At 70.1% G+C, this 22,732-nt stretch carries 25 protein-coding genes; 11 read left to right on the top strand and 14 right to left on the bottom strand.

The features are described from left to right. The first annotated feature begins 9 nt into the window (after window positions 1–9). A complete protein-coding gene (locus ACH4DZ_RS10125; RefSeq protein WP_398286543.1) occupies window positions 10–873 on the top strand; it encodes a L,D-transpeptidase family protein in 864 nt (287 codons plus the stop codon). A gap of 209 nt (window positions 874–1,082) precedes the next feature. On the opposite strand, the gene ACH4DZ_RS10120 is transcribed toward ACH4DZ_RS10125, so the two are convergent. From ACH4DZ_RS10120 to ACH4DZ_RS10100, 5 genes are all read right to left on the bottom strand, one after another. Beyond that, a complete protein-coding gene (locus tag ACH4DZ_RS10120; protein WP_398286542.1) occupies window positions 1,083–2,309 on the bottom strand; it encodes a hypothetical protein in 1,227 nt (408 codons plus the stop codon). Beyond that, window positions 2,309–2,998 carry an RNA polymerase sigma factor gene (locus tag ACH4DZ_RS10115; protein ID WP_398286541.1) on the bottom strand — a complete coding sequence of 230 codons (690 nt, stop codon included), beginning with the start codon at window positions 2,996–2,998 and terminating at the stop codon, window positions 2,309–2,311. The genes ACH4DZ_RS10120 and ACH4DZ_RS10115 overlap by 1 nt, the downstream gene beginning before the upstream one ends. Before the next feature lie 314 nt (window positions 2,999–3,312). After that, window positions 3,313–4,056, bottom strand: coding sequence for a hypothetical protein (locus ACH4DZ_RS10110; protein WP_398286540.1), 744 nt, complete (start codon window positions 4,054–4,056; stop codon window positions 3,313–3,315). A gap of 39 nt (window positions 4,057–4,095) precedes the next feature. Next, window positions 4,096–4,713: an RNA polymerase sigma factor gene (locus ACH4DZ_RS10105; protein ID WP_398286539.1), complete on the bottom strand. Its 618-nt coding sequence runs from the start codon at window positions 4,711–4,713 to the stop codon at window positions 4,096–4,098. 161 nt (window positions 4,714–4,874) lie between these two features. Then, the gene (locus ACH4DZ_RS10100; RefSeq protein WP_398287060.1) at window positions 4,875–5,318 is read right to left on the bottom strand and encodes a hypothetical protein; all 444 of its coding nucleotides are present in this window, start codon (window positions 5,316–5,318) and stop codon (window positions 4,875–4,877) included. A 350-nt stretch (window positions 5,319–5,668) separates the two neighbouring features. Between ACH4DZ_RS10100 and ACH4DZ_RS10095 the strand changes: the two genes are divergently transcribed. Beyond that, complete coding sequence (locus ACH4DZ_RS10095; RefSeq protein WP_398286538.1) at window positions 5,669–8,458, top strand: FG-GAP-like repeat-containing protein; 2,790 nt, start codon at window positions 5,669–5,671, stop codon at window positions 8,456–8,458. Window positions 8,459–8,554: 96 nt separating this feature from the next. Here ACH4DZ_RS10095 and ACH4DZ_RS10090 read toward each other — a convergent pair whose 3' ends face one another. The 3 genes from ACH4DZ_RS10090 to ACH4DZ_RS10080 all read right to left on the bottom strand — a co-directional run bounded on the left by ACH4DZ_RS10090 (window position 8,555) and on the right by ACH4DZ_RS10080 (window position 11,517). Beyond that, a complete protein-coding gene (locus tag ACH4DZ_RS10090; RefSeq protein ID WP_398286536.1) occupies window positions 8,555–9,145 on the bottom strand; it encodes a hypothetical protein in 591 nt (196 codons plus the stop codon). Window positions 9,146–9,243: 98 nt separating this feature from the next. Then, the gene (locus tag ACH4DZ_RS10085) at window positions 9,244–9,759 is read right to left on the bottom strand and encodes a hypothetical protein (protein ID WP_398286534.1); all 516 of its coding nucleotides are present in this window, start codon (window positions 9,757–9,759) and stop codon (window positions 9,244–9,246) included. Window positions 9,760–9,918: 159 nt separating this feature from the next. Beyond that, entirely contained in the window at window positions 9,919–11,517 is a 1,599-nt protein-coding gene (locus tag ACH4DZ_RS10080) for a glycoside hydrolase family 20 protein (protein WP_398286533.1), read from the bottom strand. Between the two features lie 405 nt (window positions 11,518–11,922). Here ACH4DZ_RS10080 and ACH4DZ_RS10075 point away from each other — a divergent pair, with 405 nt between their 5' ends. The 5 genes from ACH4DZ_RS10075 (at window position 11,923) to ACH4DZ_RS10055 (ending at window position 16,096) form a co-directional block, all read left to right on the top strand. Continuing rightward, window positions 11,923–12,381 (top strand): 2-oxo-4-hydroxy-4-carboxy-5-ureidoimidazoline decarboxylase, encoded by a 459-nt coding sequence (locus ACH4DZ_RS10075; protein ID WP_398286532.1) that lies wholly within the window; start codon window positions 11,923–11,925, stop codon window positions 12,379–12,381. Window positions 12,382–12,650: 269 nt separating this feature from the next. Next, a complete protein-coding gene (sdhC, locus tag ACH4DZ_RS10070) occupies window positions 12,651–13,031 on the top strand; it encodes a succinate dehydrogenase, cytochrome b556 subunit (protein WP_210880708.1) in 381 nt (126 codons plus the stop codon). A gap of 8 nt (window positions 13,032–13,039) precedes the next feature. Beyond that, window positions 13,040–13,534: a succinate dehydrogenase hydrophobic membrane anchor subunit gene (locus tag ACH4DZ_RS10065; RefSeq protein ID WP_107015771.1), complete on the top strand. Its 495-nt coding sequence runs from the start codon at window positions 13,040–13,042 to the stop codon at window positions 13,532–13,534. A 19-nt stretch (window positions 13,535–13,553) separates the two neighbouring features. Then, on the top strand, window positions 13,554–15,308 hold the full coding sequence (sdhA, locus tag ACH4DZ_RS10060) for a succinate dehydrogenase flavoprotein subunit (protein WP_398286531.1): 1,755 nt from the start codon (window positions 13,554–13,556) through the stop codon (window positions 15,306–15,308). Continuing rightward, window positions 15,308–16,096, top strand: a complete 789-nt coding sequence (locus ACH4DZ_RS10055) for a succinate dehydrogenase iron-sulfur subunit (protein WP_398286530.1) — start codon at window positions 15,308–15,310, stop codon at window positions 16,094–16,096. The genes sdhA and ACH4DZ_RS10055 overlap by 1 nt, the downstream gene beginning before the upstream one ends. Window positions 16,097–16,187: 91 nt before the next feature. On the opposite strand, the gene ACH4DZ_RS10050 is transcribed toward ACH4DZ_RS10055, so the two are convergent. The 3 genes from ACH4DZ_RS10050 to ACH4DZ_RS10040 all read right to left on the bottom strand — a co-directional run bounded on the left by ACH4DZ_RS10050 (window position 16,188) and on the right by ACH4DZ_RS10040 (window position 17,649). Beyond that, window positions 16,188–16,451, bottom strand: a complete 264-nt coding sequence (locus ACH4DZ_RS10050; RefSeq protein WP_398286529.1) for a TM2 domain-containing protein — start codon at window positions 16,449–16,451, stop codon at window positions 16,188–16,190. A 231-nt stretch (window positions 16,452–16,682) separates the two neighbouring features. After that, window positions 16,683–17,096 carry a DUF2752 domain-containing protein gene (locus ACH4DZ_RS10045; protein ID WP_398286528.1) on the bottom strand — a complete coding sequence of 138 codons (414 nt, stop codon included), beginning with the start codon at window positions 17,094–17,096 and terminating at the stop codon, window positions 16,683–16,685. After that, complete coding sequence (locus ACH4DZ_RS10040) at window positions 17,089–17,649, bottom strand: TM2 domain-containing protein (RefSeq protein ID WP_398286527.1); 561 nt, start codon at window positions 17,647–17,649, stop codon at window positions 17,089–17,091. The genes ACH4DZ_RS10045 and ACH4DZ_RS10040 overlap by 8 nt, the downstream gene beginning before the upstream one ends. 640 nt (window positions 17,650–18,289) lie before the next feature. On the opposite strand from ACH4DZ_RS10040, the gene ACH4DZ_RS10035 reads away from it, so the two are divergent. Next, window positions 18,290–19,384, top strand: coding sequence for a hypothetical protein (locus tag ACH4DZ_RS10035; RefSeq protein ID WP_398286526.1), 1,095 nt, complete (start codon window positions 18,290–18,292; stop codon window positions 19,382–19,384). Window positions 19,385–19,387: 3 nt separating this feature from the next. Here ACH4DZ_RS10035 and ACH4DZ_RS10030 read toward each other — a convergent pair whose 3' ends face one another. Further along, window positions 19,388–20,134 carry a hypothetical protein gene (locus ACH4DZ_RS10030; RefSeq protein ID WP_398286525.1) on the bottom strand — a complete coding sequence of 249 codons (747 nt, stop codon included), beginning with the start codon at window positions 20,132–20,134 and terminating at the stop codon, window positions 19,388–19,390. 102 nt (window positions 20,135–20,236) lie between these two features. Then, window positions 20,237–20,704, bottom strand: a complete 468-nt coding sequence (locus tag ACH4DZ_RS10025; RefSeq protein ID WP_398286524.1) for an ATP-binding protein — start codon at window positions 20,702–20,704, stop codon at window positions 20,237–20,239. Between the two features lie 125 nt (window positions 20,705–20,829). Between ACH4DZ_RS10025 and ACH4DZ_RS10020 the strand changes: the two genes are divergently transcribed. Beyond that, window positions 20,830–21,681 (top strand): helix-turn-helix domain-containing protein, encoded by an 852-nt coding sequence (locus ACH4DZ_RS10020; protein ID WP_398286523.1) that lies wholly within the window; start codon window positions 20,830–20,832, stop codon window positions 21,679–21,681. A gap of 10 nt (window positions 21,682–21,691) precedes the next feature. Then, window positions 21,692–21,883 (top strand): DUF397 domain-containing protein, encoded by a 192-nt coding sequence (locus tag ACH4DZ_RS10015; protein WP_398286522.1) that lies wholly within the window; start codon window positions 21,692–21,694, stop codon window positions 21,881–21,883. A gap of 8 nt (window positions 21,884–21,891) precedes the next feature. Here ACH4DZ_RS10015 and ACH4DZ_RS10010 read toward each other — a convergent pair whose 3' ends face one another. Next, the gene (locus ACH4DZ_RS10010) at window positions 21,892–22,116 is read right to left on the bottom strand and encodes a hypothetical protein (protein ID WP_398286521.1); all 225 of its coding nucleotides are present in this window, start codon (window positions 22,114–22,116) and stop codon (window positions 21,892–21,894) included. Window positions 22,117–22,450: 334 nt separating this feature from the next. On the opposite strand from ACH4DZ_RS10010, the gene ACH4DZ_RS10005 reads away from it, so the two are divergent. Next, window positions 22,451–22,642: a DUF397 domain-containing protein gene (locus ACH4DZ_RS10005; protein WP_398286520.1), complete on the top strand. Its 192-nt coding sequence runs from the start codon at window positions 22,451–22,453 to the stop codon at window positions 22,640–22,642. Window positions 22,643–22,732 lie beyond the last annotated feature (90 nt).

Here is a 22,732-nt window from a genome sequence, read left to right as displayed (position 1 = left end):
GGGGTTCAGATGCGTACATCAGGTGTGTGGAGATCAGTCGCAGCGGCGACGGCGCTGGCAGCGCTCGCCGTGGTGAGCGGGTGCACCATCCAGCCGGCGGGCCCGCCGGGCACGTCACCGGGCGGTTCGCCGCCCGCCGGTTCGCCGCCCGCGGGTGCGTCGTCGTCCGCGGGTGAGTCGTCACCGGCCGGCCGTTCTCCCGGTGACGCCAAGCCGCCGGGTTCCGCCGGGCAGCCCGCGCCCGAGGTCCTGTGGTCGCCGGGCGACCGGGGCGGGGACGTACGGGAGTTGCAGGCCCGGCTGCGACAGGTGCTGTGGCTCTACGAGGGGCCCACGGGGACGTACGACGCCTCGACGGTCTACGCGGTCAAGGGTTTCCAGGGCAAGCGCGGCCTGCCGAAGACCGGCACCACCGACTCGGTGACCTGGCAGCGGCTGCTGGGGATGACCCGCGAACCGGGCAAGTGGGACCTGTACGCGTCGGGCGGCCAGCCTGCCGCGAAGCCGGACCCGCGCTGTCTGACGGGCCGGGTGCTGTGCATCAGCAAGACCAGCCGCACCCTGCGCTGGATGATCGACGGCCGTACGGTCTCGACGATGGAAGTGCGTTTCGGCTCGCAGTACACCCCCACCCGCGAAGGTGTCTTCAACGTCTACTTCAAGTCGCGCCATCATGTGTCGACGCTCTACGACTCACCCATGCCGTACGCGATGTTCTTCAGCGGCGGCCAGGCGGTCCACTACTCCGCGGACTTCGCGGGGACGGGTTACTACGGCGGTTCGCACGGCTGTGTGAACGTACGGGACGAGGGGAAGATCGCGGCGCTGTTCTCGCAGGTGAGGGACGGCGACAAGGTCGTCATCTACTGGTGAGCGCCGTGCGGCGGAGAAGGTGTGCGGGCGCGGGCGGAACCGGGGGAACGTGTCCCGCCCGCGCCTTTTGTGCACTGAGCCGTGAGTACGGGGGGAACCCCGGCTCGTGCGACAGCCGATGACCAGTCGGCTCGCTTACTACTGCGTCGGGACGGCTGAAAACGTCACACCGGCACGGCACACGCGTGTAGACCGAACGGAATCGCAGGTCAGAAGCGGCTGGTCAGCTCCGCGAGGGCACTGATCCGTGGGGTCGGGGCCGCGTCGCCCTCGTCGCCCCGGAACGTGCCCGTACCTATGTGGCCGCGGTCGTCACCGCCGCGGCCGCCACCGCCACCGCCACCGGTGCCATCGCCGCCGTCGTCGCCGCCGCGGTCATCACCGTCGCCGCCCTTGCCGTTGTCGCCCTTGCCGGAACCGGCGGGCCCGGAACCGTCACTCCGGTCGTCGTCAAAGTCGCGTTGGTTCCCGGTCTTCAGGATGTCCCTGCAGTACTTCTGCACCTGCTCGGCGCCCCGGGCCGCGTCCTCCAGGGTGCGTCTGCGCCCGGCGTCGAGGTCCCTGCCGTCGCGGATGTCACGGCAGGCCGAGGCGATCCTGGCCCACAGCTGCCCCTGCCGGTTCTCGCGCCCGGTGTCGTCGGAGTCGGGCTGTGCGCCCGTACCCGTGCCCTCGGGGGCTTCGCCGCTCGGGGCGGAGCTCTCGCCGGTCGGTGCGCCGGCGCTGCCCTCGGGCCGCGGGTCGTCGCCGCGGCGGGTCGTCTTCGGGGACGGCGTGCGCAGCGGGCGGTTCTCGGTGACGTCGGCCGTCGCGGAGGCGCCCGGTTCCGGTCCGTCCCCGCCGAAGGCCAGGACACCGGCGGTGGCGGCCACGGCGACCCCGCCGATCATCCCGGCGGCCAGCGTGGCGGCGAGGCCGTAGCGCACCGGGCGGCCCCACGGGGAGCGAGCACGGCGCTCCGGGGTGAAACGGCCCAGCCGGACAAGTCCCGCGTCCAGGGAAGCCCCCAGGGACGAGGAGGGCGACGGGGACGGGAAGGGCGCCCGGGAACGCGTACGGGAGGGCCCGGCGAGGGCCGTCTCCTCGCTCCGGCCGGCGCGCGCCGAGCGGAAGGCGGCCAACGCGGCTTCCTCGCCCGGGAGTTCGGTACCGCGTTCACCGGTGGTACCGGCCGGCGCGTGCTCGGCGCCGTGCGCGCGCGGGGCGTCCGTGGCACCCATCGCACCCGTCGCACCCGTGGCGGCTACCGCACGCGTGCCGCCCAGCGCGCCCAGTTCGTCGAGTGCCTCGGCGAGTCGGTCGGCCTGGGCGCGGATGTCGGCGTCGACGGCTTCGAGCGGTTCTCCGCGCAGCAGTCGTTCCGCCGCGTCACGGTCCAGCCACCGGCCGGGGGGCGTGGGATCGTCCCCCGGGAAGACAGAGCGCTCGTCGGCCATCACATGTCCTTCTGCGTACGCGAAGGCGTATGCGTCACACCGGCCGACGTCACCGCACGGGTACGCGGCTCTGTGCGCGGGGGTCTCTGCTGGGGTACCGAGCCGAGGGAGCCCACGGATTCCGCAGCCGCCGCCTCCGGGTCCGCGCCGAGCAGTTCCGCGAGGCGTTTCAGTCCGCGGTGCGCCGCCGTGCGGACGGCGCCGGGCCGTTTGCCGAGGGTGTCCGCGGCGGTCTTGGCGTCGAGGCCGACGACGACGCGCAGCACGACGGCCTCCGCCTGGTCCTGCGGAAGCTGGGCGATGAGGGAGAGGGTGCGGCCCGTGGCGAGCGCCTCGATGGCCTCACCCGCGGTGTCGGACTCGGCCGCCCTGCCGGTCAGTTCGCTCTCGTCGCCGCCTGTCGCGGGGCGCCGCCCGCGCATACGGATGTGATCGAGCGCGCGGTTGCGGGCTATTCGGGCCGCCCAGCCGCGGAACCGGTCGGCGTCTCCGCTGAACCGTTCCAGGTCGCGGGTGATCTGCAGCCAGGCCTCGGACGTCACGTCCTCGGCGTCCGGGTCACCGACCAGCGTCCGCACATACCCCAGGAGCCGTGGATGCACGGCTCGGTACACAGTCCGGAACGCGGTCTCGTCCCCGTACTGTGCGGCAAGCACCGCGGCGGTCAGCTCCGCGTCGTCCCCCAGCACCGCGCCCCTTATCGCGCCCAGCCGGCGCCGCTCTCGCGGACCGGGTCATCTCCGTCGTGGTCTCTCGGTCGATGGTTGCGGTCCTGCCCCGCATCCGGCGCGAAATGCACGTTACGGCTTTAAACCGGGGCGCGTCCATGTCCGTAGAACATGCAACCAACTCGTTGCGACGCGGGGTGTGACACAAAACGCACTGTCGGCGCTGAGGAGAGTACGGGCCGCCGCGCGGCCCGTGCCGCGCGACGGCCGGGGCCTCTCCTGTGGGGGGTGGCGGCCCCGGCCGTTGCCATCGGCGGAGTCGGCGCCCCCCGCCCTCAACCGCTCCCGCTCTTCGCGCCCTTCGCTGTTTTGGCGCTCTTCTTGGTTTTTGGGCTCTTTACGCTCTTCGGGGTTTTCGTGACGCCCTTGCCCGGCGCCTTCGACTGCTTGGCCGGTTTACTCCCCCCGGCCTTCGCCGCCTTCTCGGCCGCCTTGGTGCCCTTGCTGTTCTCGGTGTGCTTCTTTTCCTTCGCGCCGGCCAACTGCGACGCGCAGTACGCCACCACCTCGTCCTCGCCGCCCGCGGCCCGGACCAGCCGCTGCCAGGCGGCCGGGTCGAGGGCCTTCCCGCGCTTCCCGACGGAGTCGTACGCACGGCAGTGGGCCTCGGTGTCCTGAGCGGTGGAGGGCAGGCCGGCCCGGCCGGGCCCGGACACACCGGGGGTGCCGCCACCGACAACGGAACCGCTCGACGGGCGCCGGGCCCTGTCCGGCTCACCCCCGTGGTCCCGCCCGCCCACGCCCGAGCCGATGGCCGCGACGGCCACCCCGCCGAGCGTCACGCTCGCCGCCAGCGCGACCAGCGTCGCCCGCAGCGACCAGCCGCGCCGCTCGCCCGCGGGCCGCCAGTCGTCCCGCCGCCGGGTACGGACCGCTCCGTGCGCCCCCGCGTCCCGGGCGTCCCGGAACGCGGCGAGGGCCCGCTTCTCGGCGTCGGGGTCCGCGTCCTCGCCCCGGACGGCGCCGGCGAGAAGGGCACCGAGGTCCGGGTGGGTGCTGTCGCCCCCTCGTTCACCCATGTCCGCATCCACTCTCGCCGCCGGAGGACTGTCTGCCGTTCATCCCGACTCCCCCAGCGTCCGGGGCCCGTCTTCCGTCACACCCTCGGCGTCGAGGCGGCGGGCCAGCCGCTTCAGACCCCGGTACGCGGCCGTGCGTACCGCGCCGGGCCGTTTGCCGAGGACCCGCCCGGCCGCCGGACCGTCGAGACCGACGACGACCCGCAGCAGTACGGCCTCGGCCTGGTCGCGCGGAAGGGTGGCGAGGAGTTCGAGGGCGTACTGCGTGCCGAGGGACTCCAGGGCCTGCTCCTCCGTGCTCCGGGCGGCGGGCAGGTCGAGCACGTCCTGTTCGAGTTCGGACGCCCGCGGCCGTACCTTCTGCCGCCTCAGATGATCGAGCGCCCGGTGCCTGGCGATGGTCGCGGTCCAGCCGCGGAACCCGGCCCCGTCCCCGCGGAACCGCCCCAGATCCCGGGCGATCTCCAGCCACGCGTCCGAGGCCACGTCCTCCGCCTCGGCGCCGACCAGGCCCCGCAGATACCCGAGCAGTCCGGGCTGCACGATCCGGTACGCGACCGCGAAGGCGTCCTCGTCCCCCTGCTGTGCCCGCGCGACGGCCAGGCCCAGCTCCCCGTCGGACGACCGCACGCGGCGGGACTCCCCTCCCTGGCCCAACACTGCCTCGTTCGCACCGGGTTCGGACTGCTTCCGTACCGCACCCGTCACCGGCATCGGCACCGGTACTCGCACCGCCGCCGGCACCGGCACCCAGCCGCGCGGAACCGCTGCGATCGCACATACCTTCAAGGTCATCTGCGCCGGGCGGCGCGGAAACGTCACAGTTCGTCAGCCGCGCCGCGCGCCTCCACGCACCCGGACCGCCCCGGCGACCCGGGCAGTCCGGCCCGCGCCCGCCCGTGCAACTGCAGATAGAACGTGCGCAGGGACTCCCGCTCCCCCACCTCGAACCGCTTCACGACCTTGCCCAGCGGATTCCACACCCGCCCGTCCGGCATCCGTACGCCCACCGGCTGGCCGAAGAGCTCCCGCTGCCCCTGGTCGAACTCGACCCACGCGGCCCCGGCCCGCCGCACCAGCACCTCCCCCGCGTACACCCCGAGCCCGAACAGCACCCGGCCCACGGCCGCGTGGTCCCGGCCGCTGCTGCGCAGCCCGTCGACGATGAAGTCGACGACACGCAGGCTCGCGACGGAGTAGTCCAGCGGCAGTTGGTTGCGGGCCGTGACGTCCCGTACGAACCGTGCCGCGTGCTGTCGCATCCTCAGGTCGGCCGAGAGCCTGCGGGCCACGCGTGGGGGCTCTCCCGACTCCGCGCTCGTCCCCACCACGCCTGCGCCCCCTCACTCGGTCGCGTCCGGGCCGCGAGAGCCACGGCCGGTCCGCAACACCAAGCGGGCCGGGTGACCCGAACATCACACGTCCCCATGGTGACAAAGGTCACGCGGCAATTCACCGGAATCCGTACAACCATCCACTCCCCGCAAGCGTCTCACCCTCTTCGGAGTGACGTACCGCACAGCCCTGTTGGGTGATGTTCGGTCCGGAGCCGGCGCTGAACTGAGGGGCCACCCTTGTGACGGGTGCGCTTTTTTGTGCTGCTTCTCTAGGGGTGGGGTATTTGAGTCGCCGGACGACCCATGCGTACAAACCGCTGAGCCTGAGGCGGAGAGCGTGGCTGACGACGGGCGCCGTCGTACTGGCCGGAGCGGGCGCCGTAACGTACGCGGTCGCGAACCCCGGCGACGACCCGTCGGTGGACGCCGCACGCGGCAAGCGGCCCGTGCAGGTCCACGAACTCGCGATGAGCAGCGACGGCACGGGCCGCCGCGAGGTGGAGCGGACGAGCACCGCCCGGTTCTCGCTGCTCGGCATCTCCTGGACCGGCGCGAAGGCCGAACTCGACGGCACCGCCCAGGTTCGGACCCGCGCGCTCGGCTCGGACGAGTGGACCGGCTGGCAGAACCTGGACCTGGAACTCCATCCGGTGGACAAGGCGGAGCCGGGCGCCAAGGAGGCGCGCGGCGCGTCCGATCCGCTCTGGGTCGGCCCGAGCGACGGCGTCGAGGCGCGGGTGGTCGCGGCCGACAGTTCGGCGAGTTCGGGTCTGCCCAAGGGACTTGAGCTGAGCCTCGTGGACCCGGGCGTGACCTCGGCCGAGGCGAAGAACGAGGCACTGAGCACGACCGCGGATCTCTCGATGGACGGCGCCGCCTTCGCCGCCGAGGATCCGACCGGCTCCCCGGCCACCCCGGCCGACGCCACCTCGGGTGCCGCGTCCCCGGCGGAATCGGCGGGCACCAAGCCCACGGGCACGGCCGATACGACCGGCGCCCCCGCGTCGCCCGCCGAGAGCACCTCGCAGAGCGCGTCCGAGAGCCCGTCCGAGAGCGCTCCGGCCTCCCCGACGCCCGACCCGGTCCCCTCCCCGCCGCCGTCCACCGTGACGCAGCCGCCGATCGTCCCCCGCGCCCAGTGGGGTGCCGCCGAGTCGACGGTCAAGGACGCGCCGGAGTACATCGACAAGGTCAGCGCGGTCTTCGTCCACCACACGGTCGGTACGAACGACTACAGCTGCGCCGAGTCCCCGGCGCTGGTGCGCGGCATCATGGCGTACCACGTGCAGACCGAACTGTGGAACGACATCGGCTACAACTTCCTGGTCGACAAGTGCGGCCGGATCTTCGAGGGCCGCGCGGGCGGCATCGACCTGCCGGTGCGCGGCGCGCACACGTACGGCTTCAACGGCGACTCGGCGGGCATCGCCGTCCTCGGTGACTTCGAGGGCGCCGCCGCCACCTCCACCACCGCGGCGAAGGCCGCGGGCAGGCCGACCCGGGCCGCCCTGGAGTCCGTGGCGCGCGTCGCCGCGTGGAAGCTCGGCCAGTACGGCGGCAACCCGAGCGGCCAGGTCACCCTGACCGCCGCCGACGACACGGGCGTGTGGAAGGCGGGCCGGCAGGCCACGCTGAACACGGTCTCCGGCCACCGCGACGGCTTCGCCACCGAGTGCCCCGGCAAGAACCTCTACTCGAAACTGAGCGAGATCCGCCGGTACGCCTCCAGCCCGGCCAGGAACTCCGCGGTCCCGACCGCCGACTTCAACGGTGACGGCATCAGCGACCTCGTCGCCGCCACGCCCAAGCAGGGCAGCGGCTGGCTCACCCTCGTGCCCGGCGGTCCGAACGGCCCCGTATCGGCCTCGAAGGTGAAGCTCAACCAGGGCACCGCCGATGTTCCGGGCGCCGCCGAGTCGGGCGACCAGTGGGGCGCGGCCACGGCCCTCGGCGACATCAACGCCGACGGCTACGCGGACATCGCGATCGGCGCGCCCGGCGAGGACGACACGACCGGCCACGCGGACCGTGGCGCGGTGACGATCCTGTACGGCCCGAAGTTCGACCTCGGCGCCGACACCATGGCGCTGGGCGACGACTACGAACCGGCCGGGGCGCGGTTCGGGGCGACGGTCGCGGTCGGCGACTTCAACGCCGACGGCAGGGCGGACGTCTTCACGGCGGCCACCGGCACGGGCGGCAACTGGGCGGCCCGCTTCGACGACGGCCACGAGGTCGCCGGCGACCTCACCACCGCCTCCGGCGCCCTCGCGTACGCGGACGCCGCGACCGGTGACTTCAACCGGGACGGCTACGCGGACGTGGCGCTCAACTACCGCGACGCGTCCGGCGCCGGCAAGGTCACCTGGTTCAAGGGGTCCAAGTCGCTCGGCCTGTCGAAGGTGTCCACGCTCTCCGTGAAGGGCGGCCGCTCGCTCGCCGCGGGCGACGTGAACGGCAACGGCTACGACGACATCGTCATCGGCCAGCCGTACGCCTCCGAGTCCGGCGCGGTCTCCGGCGGCCAGGTCACGATGGTCCCGGGCACGTCCACGGGCTTCACCACCACCGGGCTGACGAAGATCACCCAGAGCACGGCGGGCGTCGAGGGCGCCAACGAGTCCGGTGACGCGATGGGCACCTCCGTCTCCGTGGGCGACTTCAACGCCGACGGCTTCGCGGACGTCCTCACCGGCGCCCCGAACGAGGACATCACGCGCAGCGGCGCCAACAAGGCCAACGCGGGCGCGGTCTGGCTCCTCAAGGGCGCCTCGGCCGGCCTCACCGGCACCGGCTCGCTCTCCTTCTCCCAGGACACGACGGGCGTCGCCGGGTCCACGGAGAAGGACGACAAGCTGGGTTCGTCCGTCTCGCTGACGGACTTCTCCGGCCACGGCCGCGCGCACCTGCTCATCGGCGCGGAGGGCGAGGACGCGTACAACGGCACGCTGCTGTACCTGCCGAGCACGGCCTCGGGCGTCTCCGTCGCCAAGTCGGCGTACTACGGCGTCACCCAGCTGGGCACGGCGAAGGCCACGCGACTGGGCCAGGTCCTGACCCCGTAGACACGCGTACCGCGCCCATCACGCGGCGTACGCGGAAGGCCGGGACCCCGTACGCGACAGGGTCCCGGCCTTCCGCGTACGGGTCCGCGCGGGTGCTCAGGCGCGTCCGCGGGCCCGTCGGGAGACCACCGCGCGCAGGACGCGCCGGCCCTCGGTGGTCAGCTCCCGCGCCTGGCGCAGACCCGCCGGGCCGTGCGCGGACACCAGTTCCAGAACGCTGACCTGGCGGCGCAGTTCGGCGGCGAGGAGCGGCGACATGTCCCGCGTACGGCCCTCGCGCCACTCCCGCGCCGAGGCCGCGCCGTCGGACTCGGCACGGGCCGTGGCGTCGAGAAGGCCGTGGACCTGGAGTGCGGCGACCGAGCAGGCGTCGGCCCACTCCCGCAGGTTTACGGTGGTCCGCTCCGCCGGGGCCGTGCCGAGCATGCGGTGCGCCAGAGCGACGGCCTCGCCCTCGGCCGACGCGCTGCTCTTCGGGCCGTCCGCCACATAGAGCTTGGCGCGCACCTGCTCGACACACTCGCCCCAGTCCCGGAACCCCTCCTCGGACTCGGCGAGGCTCGCCCACAGGGGGCGCAGGATCTCGTCGTCGCCGCCCAACAGGGGCACGCACCTGTCCAGGCACGCCAGACCGCCGGCCGCGAGACCCAGCTCGTCGGCCCGAGCGATCAGTTCCACCAGGCTCATCACGCCTCCCTCGGTGGGCCGCCGCTGGTTGCGGAGCCCGCACTTCCCCTTACTGCGTGCACAGTGGCCGGAACGTCACAGTGCGAAGTGGCCGAAATCTACATGGGGATGACGCCCAGTCGGTCCAGGAACCGGAAGAACAGCATCTCGGCCGAGGGGTTCGCGTCGGAACTGAGCACATCGAGAAGACGTTCCTCCGACGCGTCATGGCCCGATTCGGCGGCCCAGGCGAGGGCCCGCAGGACGGCGTCACGCGGTTCCAGGAAGAAGTCGTCGACGGCCAGTCCGTCCTCGTTCCCGCCCAGGTATCCGGCCATCGCGTCCCTGGCCAGGCAGGTCGTCCAGGCCCCGCTGTCGGGCGCGGCCGCCTCGACGACCACGCAGTCGCTGTCCATGACGTATCCGAAGAGCGCGGGCGCGCCCGTCTCCTGAGCCAGGTCGTTCATGTTCCCCACGTCCGAGGCGCCCCCGCCGGGAGCGTTCGGGTACTCCCAGACCTGCCAGCCGCCGTCCGCCGTCTCGTGCAGCGTCATGCCCGCCGCACCCGATAACGCCCCCAGCTCCGCGAGCGGGCGCTCGCTTCTGCCCACGACGAAATAACCCCAGTAGCCCATGCCGCTCCCCCCGGTGTGTCGGTCCGGCCAGCGCCGAATACACCACACGCGCACAGTAGTTCGCCACCGGAACACGCGAGGCGTCGGAAACCGCACAGCCACGAGGCCGCCGGCGGCGGCCACCCCCCGCCCGTCCACCCGGAAGGCGGTGTACGCCCCTCAGCCCAGCTTCCCCGCCAGCGACTTGAAGTCGGCCCACGACGACCCGGGCTTGCGCGGATCCCACAGCTTCTGCGTCAGCGCCCGCAGCGGCATCCGGATCCCCGCCGCCACCTGGGCCTGGGTCTGGGAGCCCGAGAGGTCGCACCAGACGGCGAAGGACGCGCCGAGGATCTGGTCGTCGTACTCCTCGGACACCGGGGTCGTGCCGCGTACCACGAGGGGGGTCCACCGCTCGTAGATGCGCTGCCCGGTCGGGTAGACGAAGGTGTTGGGCTGCCCGAGGACGTAGTACAGGTACTCGTCGTTGTAGTTCAGCATCTCGCGCCCGGACCGCAGGTACTCCGTCGGCTGCCGCGCGCCGATCTCCTTGCCGGTCCAGTACGCGACCTGGAGGTCCTCGTCCGCCTGGACGGTGCCCCCGGCGAAGATCCCGTCGTTCCAGGCGCGCATGGTCCGGTCGTGCCCGCGCACGGTGTCGGCCCGGTCGTTGAGCCACCCGGTCGCCAGGTCGGCGATCCCGGCGCCGGATCCGTACGCCTTCGTCGCGGCGGCGGCCAGCTGCGGGTACGAGGCCGCCGGGTTCGCCACCGTCAGCGCCTGGTACTCGTCGGCGCCGAGGTGCCAGTACGGCCCCGGGAACAGGTCGGCGTACTCGTTCAGCAGTTCGTCGACGATCTTCCCGGCGGCGGGCTTGGAGATGTCCATCGCGCCCTTCGAGGCGACACCCGCGGTGTTGCGGAGCTGGAGGTCCGGGTGCGCGGCGATCACCGCGCCGAGGTGTCCGGGCGAGTCGATCTCGGGCACGACGGCGATGTGCCGGCTCTTCGCGAGCGCGAGGATGCGCCGCACCTCGGCTTTCGTCAGGTGTTCCTTCGAGACGACCTCGGGGTGCGAGTCGGAGGCTATCCGGAAGCCCTGGTCGTCGGAGAAGTGCAGGCCGAGCTGGTTGTACTTCAGATCGCCCAGCTCACGGATCCGGTCCTCGATCCAGGCGGCGGTGAAATGCTTGCGCGCGATGTCCAGCATGAACCCGCGCTGCGGCTTGGCCGGCGAGTCGCGTACGACCCCCTCGGGCGCCGTGGCGTTCCCGTGGACCTCCTGCTTGAGCGTGCGGGTGCCGTAGAAGACGCCCGCCTCCTCCGTACCGCTGATCCGCACCCGCCCGTCCGCCACCCGCAGCGTGTACGACTCGGCGTTCGCGTCCTCGTCCGTGAGGTCCAGCCCGACGTCCCCGGCACGCGCCGTCCCCTGCCCCGCGTAGGTCAGCCCCAGCTCCTTGGCGAGAAGCCGCCCCTCGTCGGCGAGCGCGTCGTCGCCCACGACCACGCGGCCGCCCTTCGCGGGCCGCCAGCCGGGTCCGCGCGCGGGGGTGTGCTCGCGGACGGCCGGAATCGTCCGGGGCGTCCGTGACATCGGATACGTCCGATCGGGTGACGGAGTCGGGGAGGCGGCCGGTGCCAGGGCGCTCCTCTCCCCGGTGGGCCGCCGGGTCGAGGGCGCGCCCGGGTCACCGCTCGGCCAGAGCCCGACGGTCAGCGCCGCGCCCGCCACGACCGCCACGACGCCCGCGCCGACCAGCAGGGGCTTCCTGTGCACCGATGCCGACTCTTTGCGCCTACGCCCGTTCACCACAGCCCACTCACTCTCCCGATCACTCGCCCGAGGCCGCCCCCGTACGCTGTACCTCCGCTGTGAACCTAAGCCCCGGCGCCCGGTGCCGCCGTCCACCATCTGTCCTGAAACTCTCCCTTACGGGTGAAGTTCGGGCATCTCTCGGACAGCTACCGCCAAGCGTCGATACCGTGAGATCACACCTCTCACTTCATCCCCCTTGATGTTCCTGATCCCCTGCCGAACCCCGCGTGGCGCACATCCCGGCGCCGCCGAACCGCCGAGGAACCCACGCTGTCCGCGCACCGCCCTACCCGTCTCCCCGGCCAGGCCGTCGCCACACCGGAGTCGCCCGGGCACCGCCCCACCGGCCTGGCCCGGTTCAACGCCATGCCCGCGGACGAGGCCGAGCGCACGCTCCTGGCCTGCTGCGGCAGCCACCACTGGGCCCGCCGTATCGCCGCGCACCGCCCCTACCCCGACCTGGACGCCCTGCTGGCCGCGTCCGACGAGGCGGCGTACGACCTGACACCGGCCGCTGTCGCCGAGGCCCTGGCCTGCGAACCTCTCACGCTCCTCCCGGACGGCGCGTACTCCGCCGCGCACATGGCGCTGAGCGCCGCCCACGCGGCGTACGAGAGCCGTTTCGGCCATGTCTTCGTCATCTGCCTGGACGACACGCCCCCGGAGGAGTCCCCCGACCTGGTCCTGACCGAAATCAGCTCCCGCCTGGCCAACGACCCGGACAAAGAGCTGACGCTCACAGCAGAAGAACTACGCCGCCTGACCAGAGGCCGCCTGACCAGATCGATAAGGGGCGCGGGGAACGGCGCAGTCCTTCGCCCTTAGGGGCGCGGGGAACGGCGCAGTCTTTTGCTCTTAGGGGCGCGGGGAACGGCGCAATCCCTGAGGCCGGCCACAACGCACCCGCACCGGACCCACCCCGCAATAGCCCATACGTACCCCTTTGCCTGCCAGTTCGATCACATCGGTAGGCCCGCCGTAAACGTTCCGACAACACGTCGCTACGATGGCCAGGGCCGGTGGACCGTACCCGGCCGGGCCAGGTCGACATCGAAGCCGGCAGGCCCCAATCCCCGCTCCCGGAGGGTTCTTCCGTGCCGGCTGGAACGCTGTACCGCGGCCGGGAAGGAATGTGGTCCTGGGTGGCTCATCGAGTCACCGGCGTCCTCATCTTCTTCTTCCTGTTCGTACACGTGCTGGACACCGCTCTTGTCCGTGTCTCTCCCCAGGACTACGACAAGGTCGTAGCCACCTACAAGACGCCGATCGTCGCGCTGCTGGAGTACGGCCTCGTCGCCGCCATCCTCTTCCACGCGCTCAACGGCCTGCGGGTGATCGCCGTCGACTTCTGGTCGAAGGGCCCGCGCTACCAGAAGCAGATGCTCTGGACCGTTGTCGGCATCTGGGTCGTGCTGATGATCGGGGCCCTGTACCCCGTCCTCGGCCACGCCGCTCGTGAAGTCTTCGGGAGCTGACGCGCAAGATGTCGAACAACACAGGCACCACCGAGAAGACCGCGCCCGGTATCGGCCCCGTCGAGGGCGCGTCCCTCTACGACGTCGACAACCCGGCGCCCCTCATCGAAGCCCCGCGCAAGCGGACCAGGAAGACCCCGAAGTCCACCCGCGGCAACTTCGAGATGTACGGCTGGCTGTTCATGCGGCTGTCCGGCGTCGTCCTGGTCGTCCTGGTCCTCGGCCACCTGCTCATCCAGCTCGTCCTCGACGGCGGCGTCTCCAAGATCGGTTTCGCCTTCGTGGCGGGCCGCTGGGCCTCCCCGTTCTGGCAGGTCTGGGATCTGTTGATGCTGTGGCTGGCGATGCTGCACGGCGCCAACGGCCTGCGCACGGTCATCAACGACTACGCGGAGCGCGCGGACACCCGGCTGTGGCTCAAGGGCCTGCTCTACACCGCCACGGTGTTCACCATCCTGCTGGGCACGCTGGTGATCTTCACCTTCGACCCGAACATCCGCTAGGCACGGGGCTGCGAGAAACATGAAGATCCACAAGTACGACACCGTCATCGTCGGCGCCGGCGGCGCCGGAATGCGCGCGGCCATCGAGTCGACGAAGCGCAGCCGGACCGCCGTGCTGACGAAGCTCTACCCCACCCGCTCCCACACGGGCGCCGCGCAGGGCGGTATGGCCGCCGCGCTGGCGAACGTGGAGGAGGACAACTGGGAGTGGCACACCTTCGACACGATCAAGGGCGGCGACTACCTGGTCGACCAGGACGCCGCCGAGATCCTGGCGAAGGAGGCCATCGACGCGGTCCTCGACCTGGAGAAGATGGGCCTGCCGTTCAACCGGACCCCGGACGGCACCATCGACCAGCGCCGGTTCGGCGGTCACTCCCGCAACCACGGCGAGGCCCCGGTCCGCCGGTCCTGCTACGCGGCGGACCGCACCGGCCACATGATCCTCCAGACGCTCTACCAGAACTGCGTCAAGGAGGGTGTGGAGTTCTTCAACGAGTTCTACGTCCTCGACCAGCTGCTCGTAGAGGTCGACGGCGTCAAGAAGTCGGCGGGCGTCGTCGCCTACGAACTGGCGACCGGTGAGATCCACGTCTTCCAGGCGAAGGCCGTGATCTACGCGTCCGGCGGCACCGGCAAGTTCTTCAAGGTGACGTCGAACGCGCACACCCTGACCGGTGACGGCCAGGCCGCGGTGTACCGGCGCGGGCTGCCGCTGGAGGACATGGAGTTCTTCCAGTTCCACCCGACCGGCATCTGGCGCATGGGCATCCTGCTGACGGAGGGCGCCCGCGGTGAGGGCGGCATCCTCCGCAACAAGGACGGCGAGCGCTTCATGGAGAAGTACGCGCCGGTCATGAAGGACCTCGCGTCCCGTGACGTCGTGTCCCGCTCCATCTACACGGAGATCCGTGAGGGCCGCGGCTGCGGTCCCGAGGGCGACCACGTCTACCTCGACCTCACGCACCTCCCGCCGGAGCAGCTGGACGCCAAGCTCCCGGACATCACGGAGTTCGCGCGTACGTACCTCGGCATCGAGCCGTACACGGACCCGATCCCGATCCAGCCCACCGCGCACTACGCCATGGGCGGCATCCCGACGAACGTCGAGGGTGAGGTCCTGTCGGACAACACCACCGTCGTCCCGGGCCTGTACGCGGCCGGTGAGGTCGCGTGCGTCTCCGTGCACGGCGCGAACCGGCTGGGCACGAACTCGCTGCTCGACATCAACGTGTTCGGGAAGCGCGCGGGCATCGCGGCGGCGGAGTACTCGGCCACGGCACCGCACGTCGAGCTGCCCGAGGACCCGGCCTCGCTGGTCGTCACTCAGATCGAGCGGCTGCGGGCGTCCACGGGCAACGAGCGCGTGGCGGACATCCGCCGCGAGCTGCAGGAGTGCATGGACGCCAACGTCATGGTGTTCCGCACCGAGCAGACGATCAAGACGGCCGTCGAGAAGATCGCCGAGCTGCGCGAGCGCTACCTGAACGTGTCCGTCCAGGACAAGGGCAAGCGGTTCAACACCGACCTCCTTGAGGCCGTCGAGCTGGGCAACCTGCTCGACCTCGCCGAGGTCATGGCCGTGTCCGCGCTCGCCCGCAAGGAGTCCCGCGGCGGTCACTACCGCGAGGACTACCCCAACCGCGACGACGTCAACTTCATGCGCCACACCATGGCGTACCGCGAGGTCGGCGACGACGGCACCGAGTCGATCCGTCTCGACTACAAGCCGGTCGTGCAGACCCGCTACCAGCCGATGGAGCGTAAGTACTGATGGCAACCCCTACCTTGGACGGCACAGACAAGGCCGACGCGGCCGGCACGGCCGAGCCCGGCTTCGCCGACTCCCCGTACATCACGGCCACGTTCCGCATCCGCCGCTTCAACCCCGAGAACTCGGCGGAAGCGGTCTGGGAAGACTTCCAGCTGGAGATCGACCCCAAGGAGCGTGTCCTCGACGCGCTGCACAAGATCAAGTGGGACCTGGACGGCACCCTGACGTTCCGCCGGTCCTGCGCGCACGGCATCTGCGGCTCGGACGCCATGCGGATCAACGGCAAGAACCGTCTCGCCTGCAAGACCCTGATCAAGGACATCAACCCGGCCAAGCCCATCACGGTCGAGCCCATCAAGGGCCTCACCGTGCTGAAGGACCTGGTCGTGGACATGGAGCCGTTCTTCCAGGCGTACCGCGACGTGATGCCGTTCCTCATCACGAAGGAGACGAACGAGCCGACGCGTGAGCGGCTGCAGACGGCGGAGGACCGGGAGCGCTTCGACGACACGACGAAGTGCATCCTCTGCGCCGCCTGCACGTCCTCGTGCCCGGTGTTCTGGAACGACGGCCAGTACTTCGGCCCGGCCGCCATCGTGAACGCCCACCGCTTCATCTTCGACTCGCGTGACGACGCCGGAGAGCAGCGCCTGGAGATCCTCAACGACAAGGACGGCGTGTGGCGTTGCCGCACGACGTTCAACTGCACGGACGCCTGCCCGCGCGGTATCGAGGTCACGAAGGCGATCCAGGAAGTGAAGCGGGCGCTGATCACGCGCCGCTTCTGAGATCTTGGAACTGCTGGCGAGACCGCCGGCAGGACCGATAGCAAGAGGGCCCCACTCCCGCCGGAGTGGGGCCCTTCATGCCTCTGCCGACTCAGCCGCGCAGCGGGCGGCCTTCCTTGTCGGTGCGGTCGTTGCTGGTGAGGAACAGGATGCCGTCGATCAGCGCCCAGAAGCCCAGGCCACCGCAGGTGAGCAGCTGCGCGACACCCACGCCGACGGAGCCGACGTAGAAACGGCCGATGCCGAGCGTGCCGAGGAAGATCTGCAGGATGCCCGCGACGATCTTCGACTTCTCCGAGTAGGGGCGGCCCTGCGGGTCGACGCCGTACGGGGCCGAGGGGGTGGGGACGGTCATGAGACGTGCTCCTGGGTGACTGGATGGCGCTGAGTGAGACCGGAGCGAGAGCGGACCCGCTCCGGAGATGTACCAGGAAGGACCCATGACGGAGACCGCCAAAAAATCGCGCAACGGCATAGCCGCGTACACGTCATCCCCCCTGTGCCGTGTGAGCGTACGGAGAACACAGGGGCGACTGGGAGGGTAAACGTTCTATTGTTCCCATCCCGTGATCAAGTTATGCCTGAATCAGTTCCGAATATTGCGAACCACGGTCCACGCGACGGCCAGTGACAGCACCAACACCTGGACGCGGGGACTGAGTTCAGGCCGCCAGCGACGCCCGCGCAGCCCCTCCACGATCCAGCGCGCAAGCAACGCGAGGGCGAACGGCGAGGCGAGCAGCAGCGCCCTGTTGTCCAGCCAGGCCGCGCCGAACTGACCGTGCATCAGGTCGTACGTCATCCGGGTGCCGCCGCAGGCCGGGCAGAGCAGCCCGGTGACGAACCGGAAGGGGCACGCGGGCAGGACGTGACCGGGCTCGTGCGGGTCGGTGCCGTACAGATAGCCCGCGCCGACGGCCCCGGCGACGAGCACCGCGAGGGGTGCCGCCGCCGGGTGCCGCAGTGGTTCCGCGCGCACGGGGCTGCTCGGCTCAGCCACGCAGGGGGCGGCCCTGGGCGTCCGTCGCGTTGTGCCCCGTCAGCAGCATGATCCCGTCGATGAGGGCCCAGATCCCGAGCCCGCCGCAGGTGAAGAGCTGGGCGAGCCCGATCCCCACGCTGCCGATGTAGAAGCGCCCGACGCCGAGGCTCCCCAGGCAGAGCTGGAGGACACCCGCGATGATCTTCGACTTGTCGGAGTACGGGCGCCCGTAGGGGTCGTAGCCGTACGGCGCGTTGGGGTCACCGGTGAAGGTACCGGGAGGGTACGCGCCGGGCGGGGCGTAACCGCCGGGGGGCGGGTACCCCGGCCCTTGCTGATACCCGGACTGCGGAGGCCCGTACGGCTGCCCCGGCCCGGGCTGTCCGGGCTGCCCCGGCTGCTGGTACTGCCCGGAACCCGGCTGCCCGGCCGCGTACGGGTTCGCGTCGCCGGGCGGCACGGCACCCGGGTTCGGGTACCCGTAACCGGGCGGGGTGTCCCCGGAGTTCGGATAGCCGTAGCCGGGCGGCTGGTTCGGGGGCTGCTGCGGCTCAGACGGCTGCTCGGTCACGGTGACTGCTCCTGGGGACGGGATGACGTATGAAAAGAATCAGTTCAGGTCATCTTGCCGGAGAGAACGGTCGATAGAGAAGCCGGTTCGGCCGTGGGACTGCACGGACGCCTGTCGTGCGACCTCGGAGTCGCGACTGCGGTCCGGGGCGCAGAGAGGGAACTGCCCCCTCGTCTCCGCCAGACAGGCTGTGCGCGCTGGGGAGTTGACGGCATACTCGTCCCACCTACGTGGGTCGGGGGGTGCTCATGGCGCGGGGACGACTTGGTCTCTCTGGGCTAGGTCTGCGGCTACTTGTTCTGTGGTGGGTTTCGGTGGCCGACCAAAGCCCCTACTACCAACCACCATCTCCGAAGCCCGGCTGGTACGTCTACGTGTGCCCCGACGGGCAGTGCACGCAGCCTTCACTACTCAAGCACGATGTGGCAGACCCCATTCCTGAGTGCGTCGCCTGCAAGATGGCCATGGAGACACAGCAGATTTTGCCTGATATGGAATTGGCGGACCTCTCTCTCGACCAGGTCATTTGGGTTTGCGTCAGGTGCCACGACCAGCCTCCTGTCCGCACTGGTCGAAGCGCACCAAACTGTCCCGGTGGGCAGCACCGCATGAAATGCTTCTCCACCTAGAGGGGTCGTAGATGCTGCGAGGTCTGATCGAAGCGGGCGGCAAGGTCCTGGGCGGGGCGCGGTTCAGCCTCTTGAGCATCCTGCCCAGTGTGCTAGTGGTCGGCATCATCGCCATTCTGGTGCGCACGCACCTTTACACCCCCGACTCCAACGTGGACTTCGACGCCGTACTTCCGGTCAGGGGGGACGCGGCGGCTCTGGCCCTGGGTACGTTCATGATCTTCGTGGGCGGCGTGATTCTCCGGCCCTTCGAAGCCGCGCTGGTCCAACTCCTCGAAGGCTATTGGACGCGCCCGTCTCCCCTCGCGCCCTTGCGTGCAGCGGCGACCGAACGACATCGACGCCGCAGAAACCGTGCGATCGCCACCATCGAATGGGCCAGACGGAACGTCAACAACGCCGCTCCGCAGTCGACAGGGTCCCGCCCCCTGCACACACTGGCCCTCGAAGCCAAAGTAGCCGCCAGAGGGCAGCGTCGGGTAAGGCAGGCAGAGCGCCTCCGGAGCCGATACCCGACCGAGGTCCGTCCACGCCTGCAGCCGGACAAGTCGATGCTCGACAAGCACGGCGAACTGATGGCCACGGAACTCGGCAACGCTCTGTTGCGCGGCGAACGCCTCTCCGGTGACCGCTACGGGCTGGACATCATGAGCACCTACTGGCGGATCTATCCTTTCGTGTCCGAGCGGCTTCACAGTGCCGTAACACAGCAACTGGACCTCATCGCCGCGACTGCCTCGCTCTGCGTCTCGCTGGGGCTGTGCACCGCAGCCACCCTGCCGCTGATCCTCCGCCTCGACGCATGGGCGCTGCTGCCCTTGCTGCCCGCCGTCATGGCTGTGCTCGCTTACCGTGGCGCGGTGGCTGCGGCGCTCTCCCTGGCCGATCTGCTGTGCAGTGTGTTCGACCTGCACCGGTTCGATCTGGCCAAAGCCTTCCGCTACAAACTACCCGTTCAGAACGCCGAGTTCGTCCGGATGAATCAGCGGATCTCACTCTTCCTCGCCCAAGACGAGAGGCGCCTGGACGTCCATCCCAGCCTCGCGAGTCAGCGCATGGATCACTCGGTGGACACAACAGGAAGCACCGGCAACACCGTCCCGTAAGGATCACAAAGACCGAATGGCGACGGATCCTCCTAACCCCAGCACGTTGAGCAGCACACGGCGCGGCATGATCCCGCCCGCCGACGCGCGGTACACGTCCGTGTCCGCGTATACGGCGACCCGGTCGGCGAAGTGCACCGCAAGGGTGTTCTCAACGTTGCCGCGTACGACCGCACAGCGAGGCGGAAGGACGAGTTCGACCCTGCCGAAGCAGACTATGACGTCGACCTCCAGCACTTTGTAGCCTCCGTCGGGCGCAGGATCACTAATGAACTGCGCTCCAGAGAGATCTATCCGCGCGTCCCCGAACCAGGAACTCACCGCCACGTTCTGCAGCGGCACCGCGTCCGTAGCGACCTGCCTGCGGATGGGGAGCAGCACACTGCGGTAGCTCCTGAACGGCACTTCGTCCTCTATGACGGCGGCCCGGGGCCTCGCGCCCAGCGCGAGCGCCGCGCCCAGGGCTATCACCACGGCAGGCCACACCTTGCCCGCGGTCGCTTCCCTCAGGTGCCCCGCGTTGTACGCCGCCCACAATCCACCGCCGGCGACGAGGACAAGCGGGGCAGCGAGCAAACCCTTCGGCACGGCAGCCCGAAGCACGAGCAGAAGCCCGAGCGCGACAAACACATACGGCAGTGCCGACAGCGCCCACCGGCCCCCCGACCGCACGGCCGACCCTCCACCCAGCAACCAGACCGTGCCGGCGACAACCACCAGCAGCCCGAAGGCAATTCGCAAACGGCCCACCGGCTTCCCCTCCCCCAATCAGCCTGAAGAGTACTGAAGCCTTCGGGACAGGTCCCATCGAGGGCAAGAGCGGTCGGGGGCGCACCTTCACGGCACGGATACCTATAGGGCTGCGTCCAGGCGCGGGGCTCGCCACTCCGCCCAGACCTCCTTGCCACCGGTCTCGCGCCGTCCGTTGATCACGAGGTAATGCCCCCAGTCGTCGGCACACGCCCGTGTGAGCCAGAGCCCGCGCCCGCTCTCGTCGTCGGGCCCCGCCCCGACTTCCGGCGAACGCGGTGGAGGATACGGACTGCTGTCCCACACGCTGAGCCGCAACCGCCCGTCGGTGCGCAGGAGCCGCACGGCGACGGAATCCCGCGTACAGGAGAGGGAGTTGGTGACCAGCTCCGAAGCGACGAGTTGGGCGTTGTCGAGGACGGCGGGGCTCACCCGGTAGCGAGTGAGCACAGCCCGCACGTGGGCACGGACGATGCCCGGTCCCAGGAGCGAGTGGGGGATGCGGAGCGCGTATTCCCAGTCGCCGTCGAGCGGCGAGTGGGCAGGGTGGTGCAGGGCGAGTTCGGTCACGTCCGTAACTCCTCGGTGCGGTGCGGGGGTTGCACTGATTGCCTCGACACCGAAGATAGAGGATCGGAGTAGGGTTACTACCAATTCCGTCAAACCATTACCCCTACGAGTGAGAGGGCGACTGCATGCCGCCAAGGGCAGCAGCGACCGTACGACAGCAGCGCATCGGTGCTGAGCTGCGCAAACTGCGAGGGCGAGCGGGGATGACCGCACGCGAGGCGGGTGAGTTGCTGAGCGTCAACGCGGCGCGCATCAGCTCCATCGAAGCCGGGCGTTTCGGTGTCAGCGCCGACCGGATCCGCATGTTCGCGCACAGCTACGGCAGTGCAGACGAGCCATACATCGAAGCACTCGTGGAAATGGCCGCGGGGCGGGGGCGAAGCTGGTGGGACGAGTACCGCGAGGCGCTGCCCTCCGGGCTGCTGGACCTCTCCGAACTGGAACACCACGCGACCACGATCAGTACGGCCCAGATCGCCCACATCCCGGGCCTGTTCCAGACAGTCGACTACGCCCGCCTCGTCTTCAGACAGTCCATCCCCAAGCTGTCCCCACCCGAGATCGAGTACCGCGTCACCCATCGCATCAAGCGTCAGGGCATCCTCTTCGCGGACAAGCCGATCCCCTACACGGCGATCATCCACGAGGCGGCACTGCGCATGCGGTTCGGCAGCCGCGACGTGACGCGTGAACAACTGGAGCACATCGTCGAGATGGGCGAACGGGAGCATGTCACCGTCCTGGTGATCCCTTACGAGGCCGGCGTCTTCCCCGGCGCCGGGCAGACCGTCCTGTACGCCGAGGGTCCCGTTCCCCAGCTGGACACCGTCCAACTCGACGCCGAACATGGGTCCGTATTCCTCCACGCCGACCTACAACTGGAGAAATACCGCACCTTCATGACCCACTTCAGAGCGGTCGCCCTCAAGGAAGCCGAGTCGCGAACCCTGATCCAGGCGATCATCGACAACCTGTGAAAGGCCTCCGATGCCCACCCTCCACTGGCAGAAGTCGTCCTACAGCAGCGAGGGAAACAACTGCCTGGAACTCGCCACCACCCCCGACGGCGGACTCCGCCTCCGCGAATCCGACGACCCGGCGACCACGCTCGCCCTCCACCCGCCGGGCCTCCGCTCACTGCTGGCCGCGGTCCGTCAGGAGATATCCAGTCGCTCTTGAGCGCGCGGCTAGCGCGTCAGTGTCTCGAAGCCGGCGTCGTCGCAGTACCGAATCAGGCGCCCCTCCGCGTCGGAGTCACCGTTGTCCATCGCTGCCACCGTCGCCTCCGCATGAGTGCGGCCCTGCCCGATGGTCTCGTCCCGGAGCGGCTCCAACGCGAGGAGGGCGTCCCGCGCGACGGTGGCGGTCGTCGTTCCCCGACGAGCCCGACGCGTCCGTGCGCGCCGCGTCACGCGCCTTCTGCCATGCCCCCAACTGCGTGCAGTAGTTCTCCCGCTGCGCGGTGAGCCGCTGCTCATCCTTGTCCGCGGACGAGGAGCATCACGCCACCGCCACCGCCATCAAGGCGAGGACCGGGACCACCGCTTTCCAGACGCGCACCACATTGCCCCCGTCTCCCTCAACTCCCGCAGCGGAGTACCCGCGGGGAAGCCACAGAGTTGGGGGACAGTCGCGGAAGATGCCGGTGAGTCCGTACGACCACGGAACACGGCAGGTCTCACCCGACGCCGCAGCGTCCCGCGATTTCATCCAGGGACTCAACGCAGATTTGCGAAAGGACCCGCCATGACCGAACTCTTCTGGCAAAAATCCTCGTTCAGCAGCGAGGCCAGCAATTGCCTGGAACTCGCCACCGCCCCCGACAGAACACTCCGCCTCCGCGAATCCGACGACCCGACAACCGCGCTGGACCTCCGCCCGCCGAGCCTTCACTCCCTGCTGGCCGCGTTCCGCCGGGAGACGACCAGTCACTCTTGAGCGCAGCCAGTCGGGGCGTGCGCAATGATCAGCTCTGCAAGCAGAAGCGGAGCGGCCTCTGGGGAGGGGTCGGGGAGCGGGAGACGTCAC

This window comes from Streptomyces sp. NPDC017991, from assembly GCF_044328075.1.
Taxonomy (GTDB): Bacteria; Actinomycetota; Actinomycetes; order Streptomycetales; family Streptomycetaceae; genus Streptomyces.
This window is presented reverse-complemented; position numbering and strand designations above follow the sequence as displayed.

Excerpts from the sequence above, each read along its gene's own strand:
- ACH4DZ_RS10125 (WP_398286543.1), top strand. The coding sequence starts at position 10 with ATGCGTACATCAGGTGTGTGGAGATCAGTCGCAGCGGCGACGGCGCTG.
- ACH4DZ_RS10120 (WP_398286542.1), bottom strand. The coding sequence starts at position 2,309 with ATGGCCGACGAGCGCTCTGTCTTCCCGGGGGACGATCCCACGCCCCCC.
- ACH4DZ_RS10110 (WP_398286540.1), bottom strand. The coding sequence starts at position 4,056 with ATGGGTGAACGAGGGGGCGACAGCACCCACCCGGACCTCGGTGCCCTT.
- ACH4DZ_RS10100 (WP_398287060.1), bottom strand. The coding sequence starts at position 5,318 with ATGCGACAGCACGCGGCACGGTTCGTACGGGACGTCACGGCCCGCAAC.
- ACH4DZ_RS10090 (WP_398286536.1), bottom strand. The coding sequence starts at position 9,145 with ATGAGCCTGGTGGAACTGATCGCTCGGGCCGACGAGCTGGGTCTCGCG.
- ACH4DZ_RS10085 (WP_398286534.1), bottom strand. The coding sequence starts at position 9,759 with ATGGGCTACTGGGGTTATTTCGTCGTGGGCAGAAGCGAGCGCCCGCTC.
- ACH4DZ_RS10075 (WP_398286532.1), top strand. The coding sequence starts at position 11,923 with ATGCCCGCGGACGAGGCCGAGCGCACGCTCCTGGCCTGCTGCGGCAGC.
- ACH4DZ_RS10065 (WP_107015771.1), top strand. The coding sequence starts at position 13,040 with ATGTCGAACAACACAGGCACCACCGAGAAGACCGCGCCCGGTATCGGC.
- sdhA (WP_398286531.1), top strand. The coding sequence starts at position 13,554 with ATGAAGATCCACAAGTACGACACCGTCATCGTCGGCGCCGGCGGCGCC.
- ACH4DZ_RS10055 (WP_398286530.1), top strand. The coding sequence starts at position 15,308 with ATGGCAACCCCTACCTTGGACGGCACAGACAAGGCCGACGCGGCCGGC.
- ACH4DZ_RS10050 (WP_398286529.1), bottom strand. The coding sequence starts at position 16,451 with ATGACCGTCCCCACCCCCTCGGCCCCGTACGGCGTCGACCCGCAGGGC.
- ACH4DZ_RS10035 (WP_398286526.1), top strand. The coding sequence starts at position 18,290 with ATGCTGCGAGGTCTGATCGAAGCGGGCGGCAAGGTCCTGGGCGGGGCG.
- ACH4DZ_RS10020 (WP_398286523.1), top strand. The coding sequence starts at position 20,830 with ATGCCGCCAAGGGCAGCAGCGACCGTACGACAGCAGCGCATCGGTGCT.
- ACH4DZ_RS10015 (WP_398286522.1), top strand. The coding sequence starts at position 21,692 with ATGCCCACCCTCCACTGGCAGAAGTCGTCCTACAGCAGCGAGGGAAAC.
- ACH4DZ_RS10005 (WP_398286520.1), top strand. The coding sequence starts at position 22,451 with ATGACCGAACTCTTCTGGCAAAAATCCTCGTTCAGCAGCGAGGCCAGC.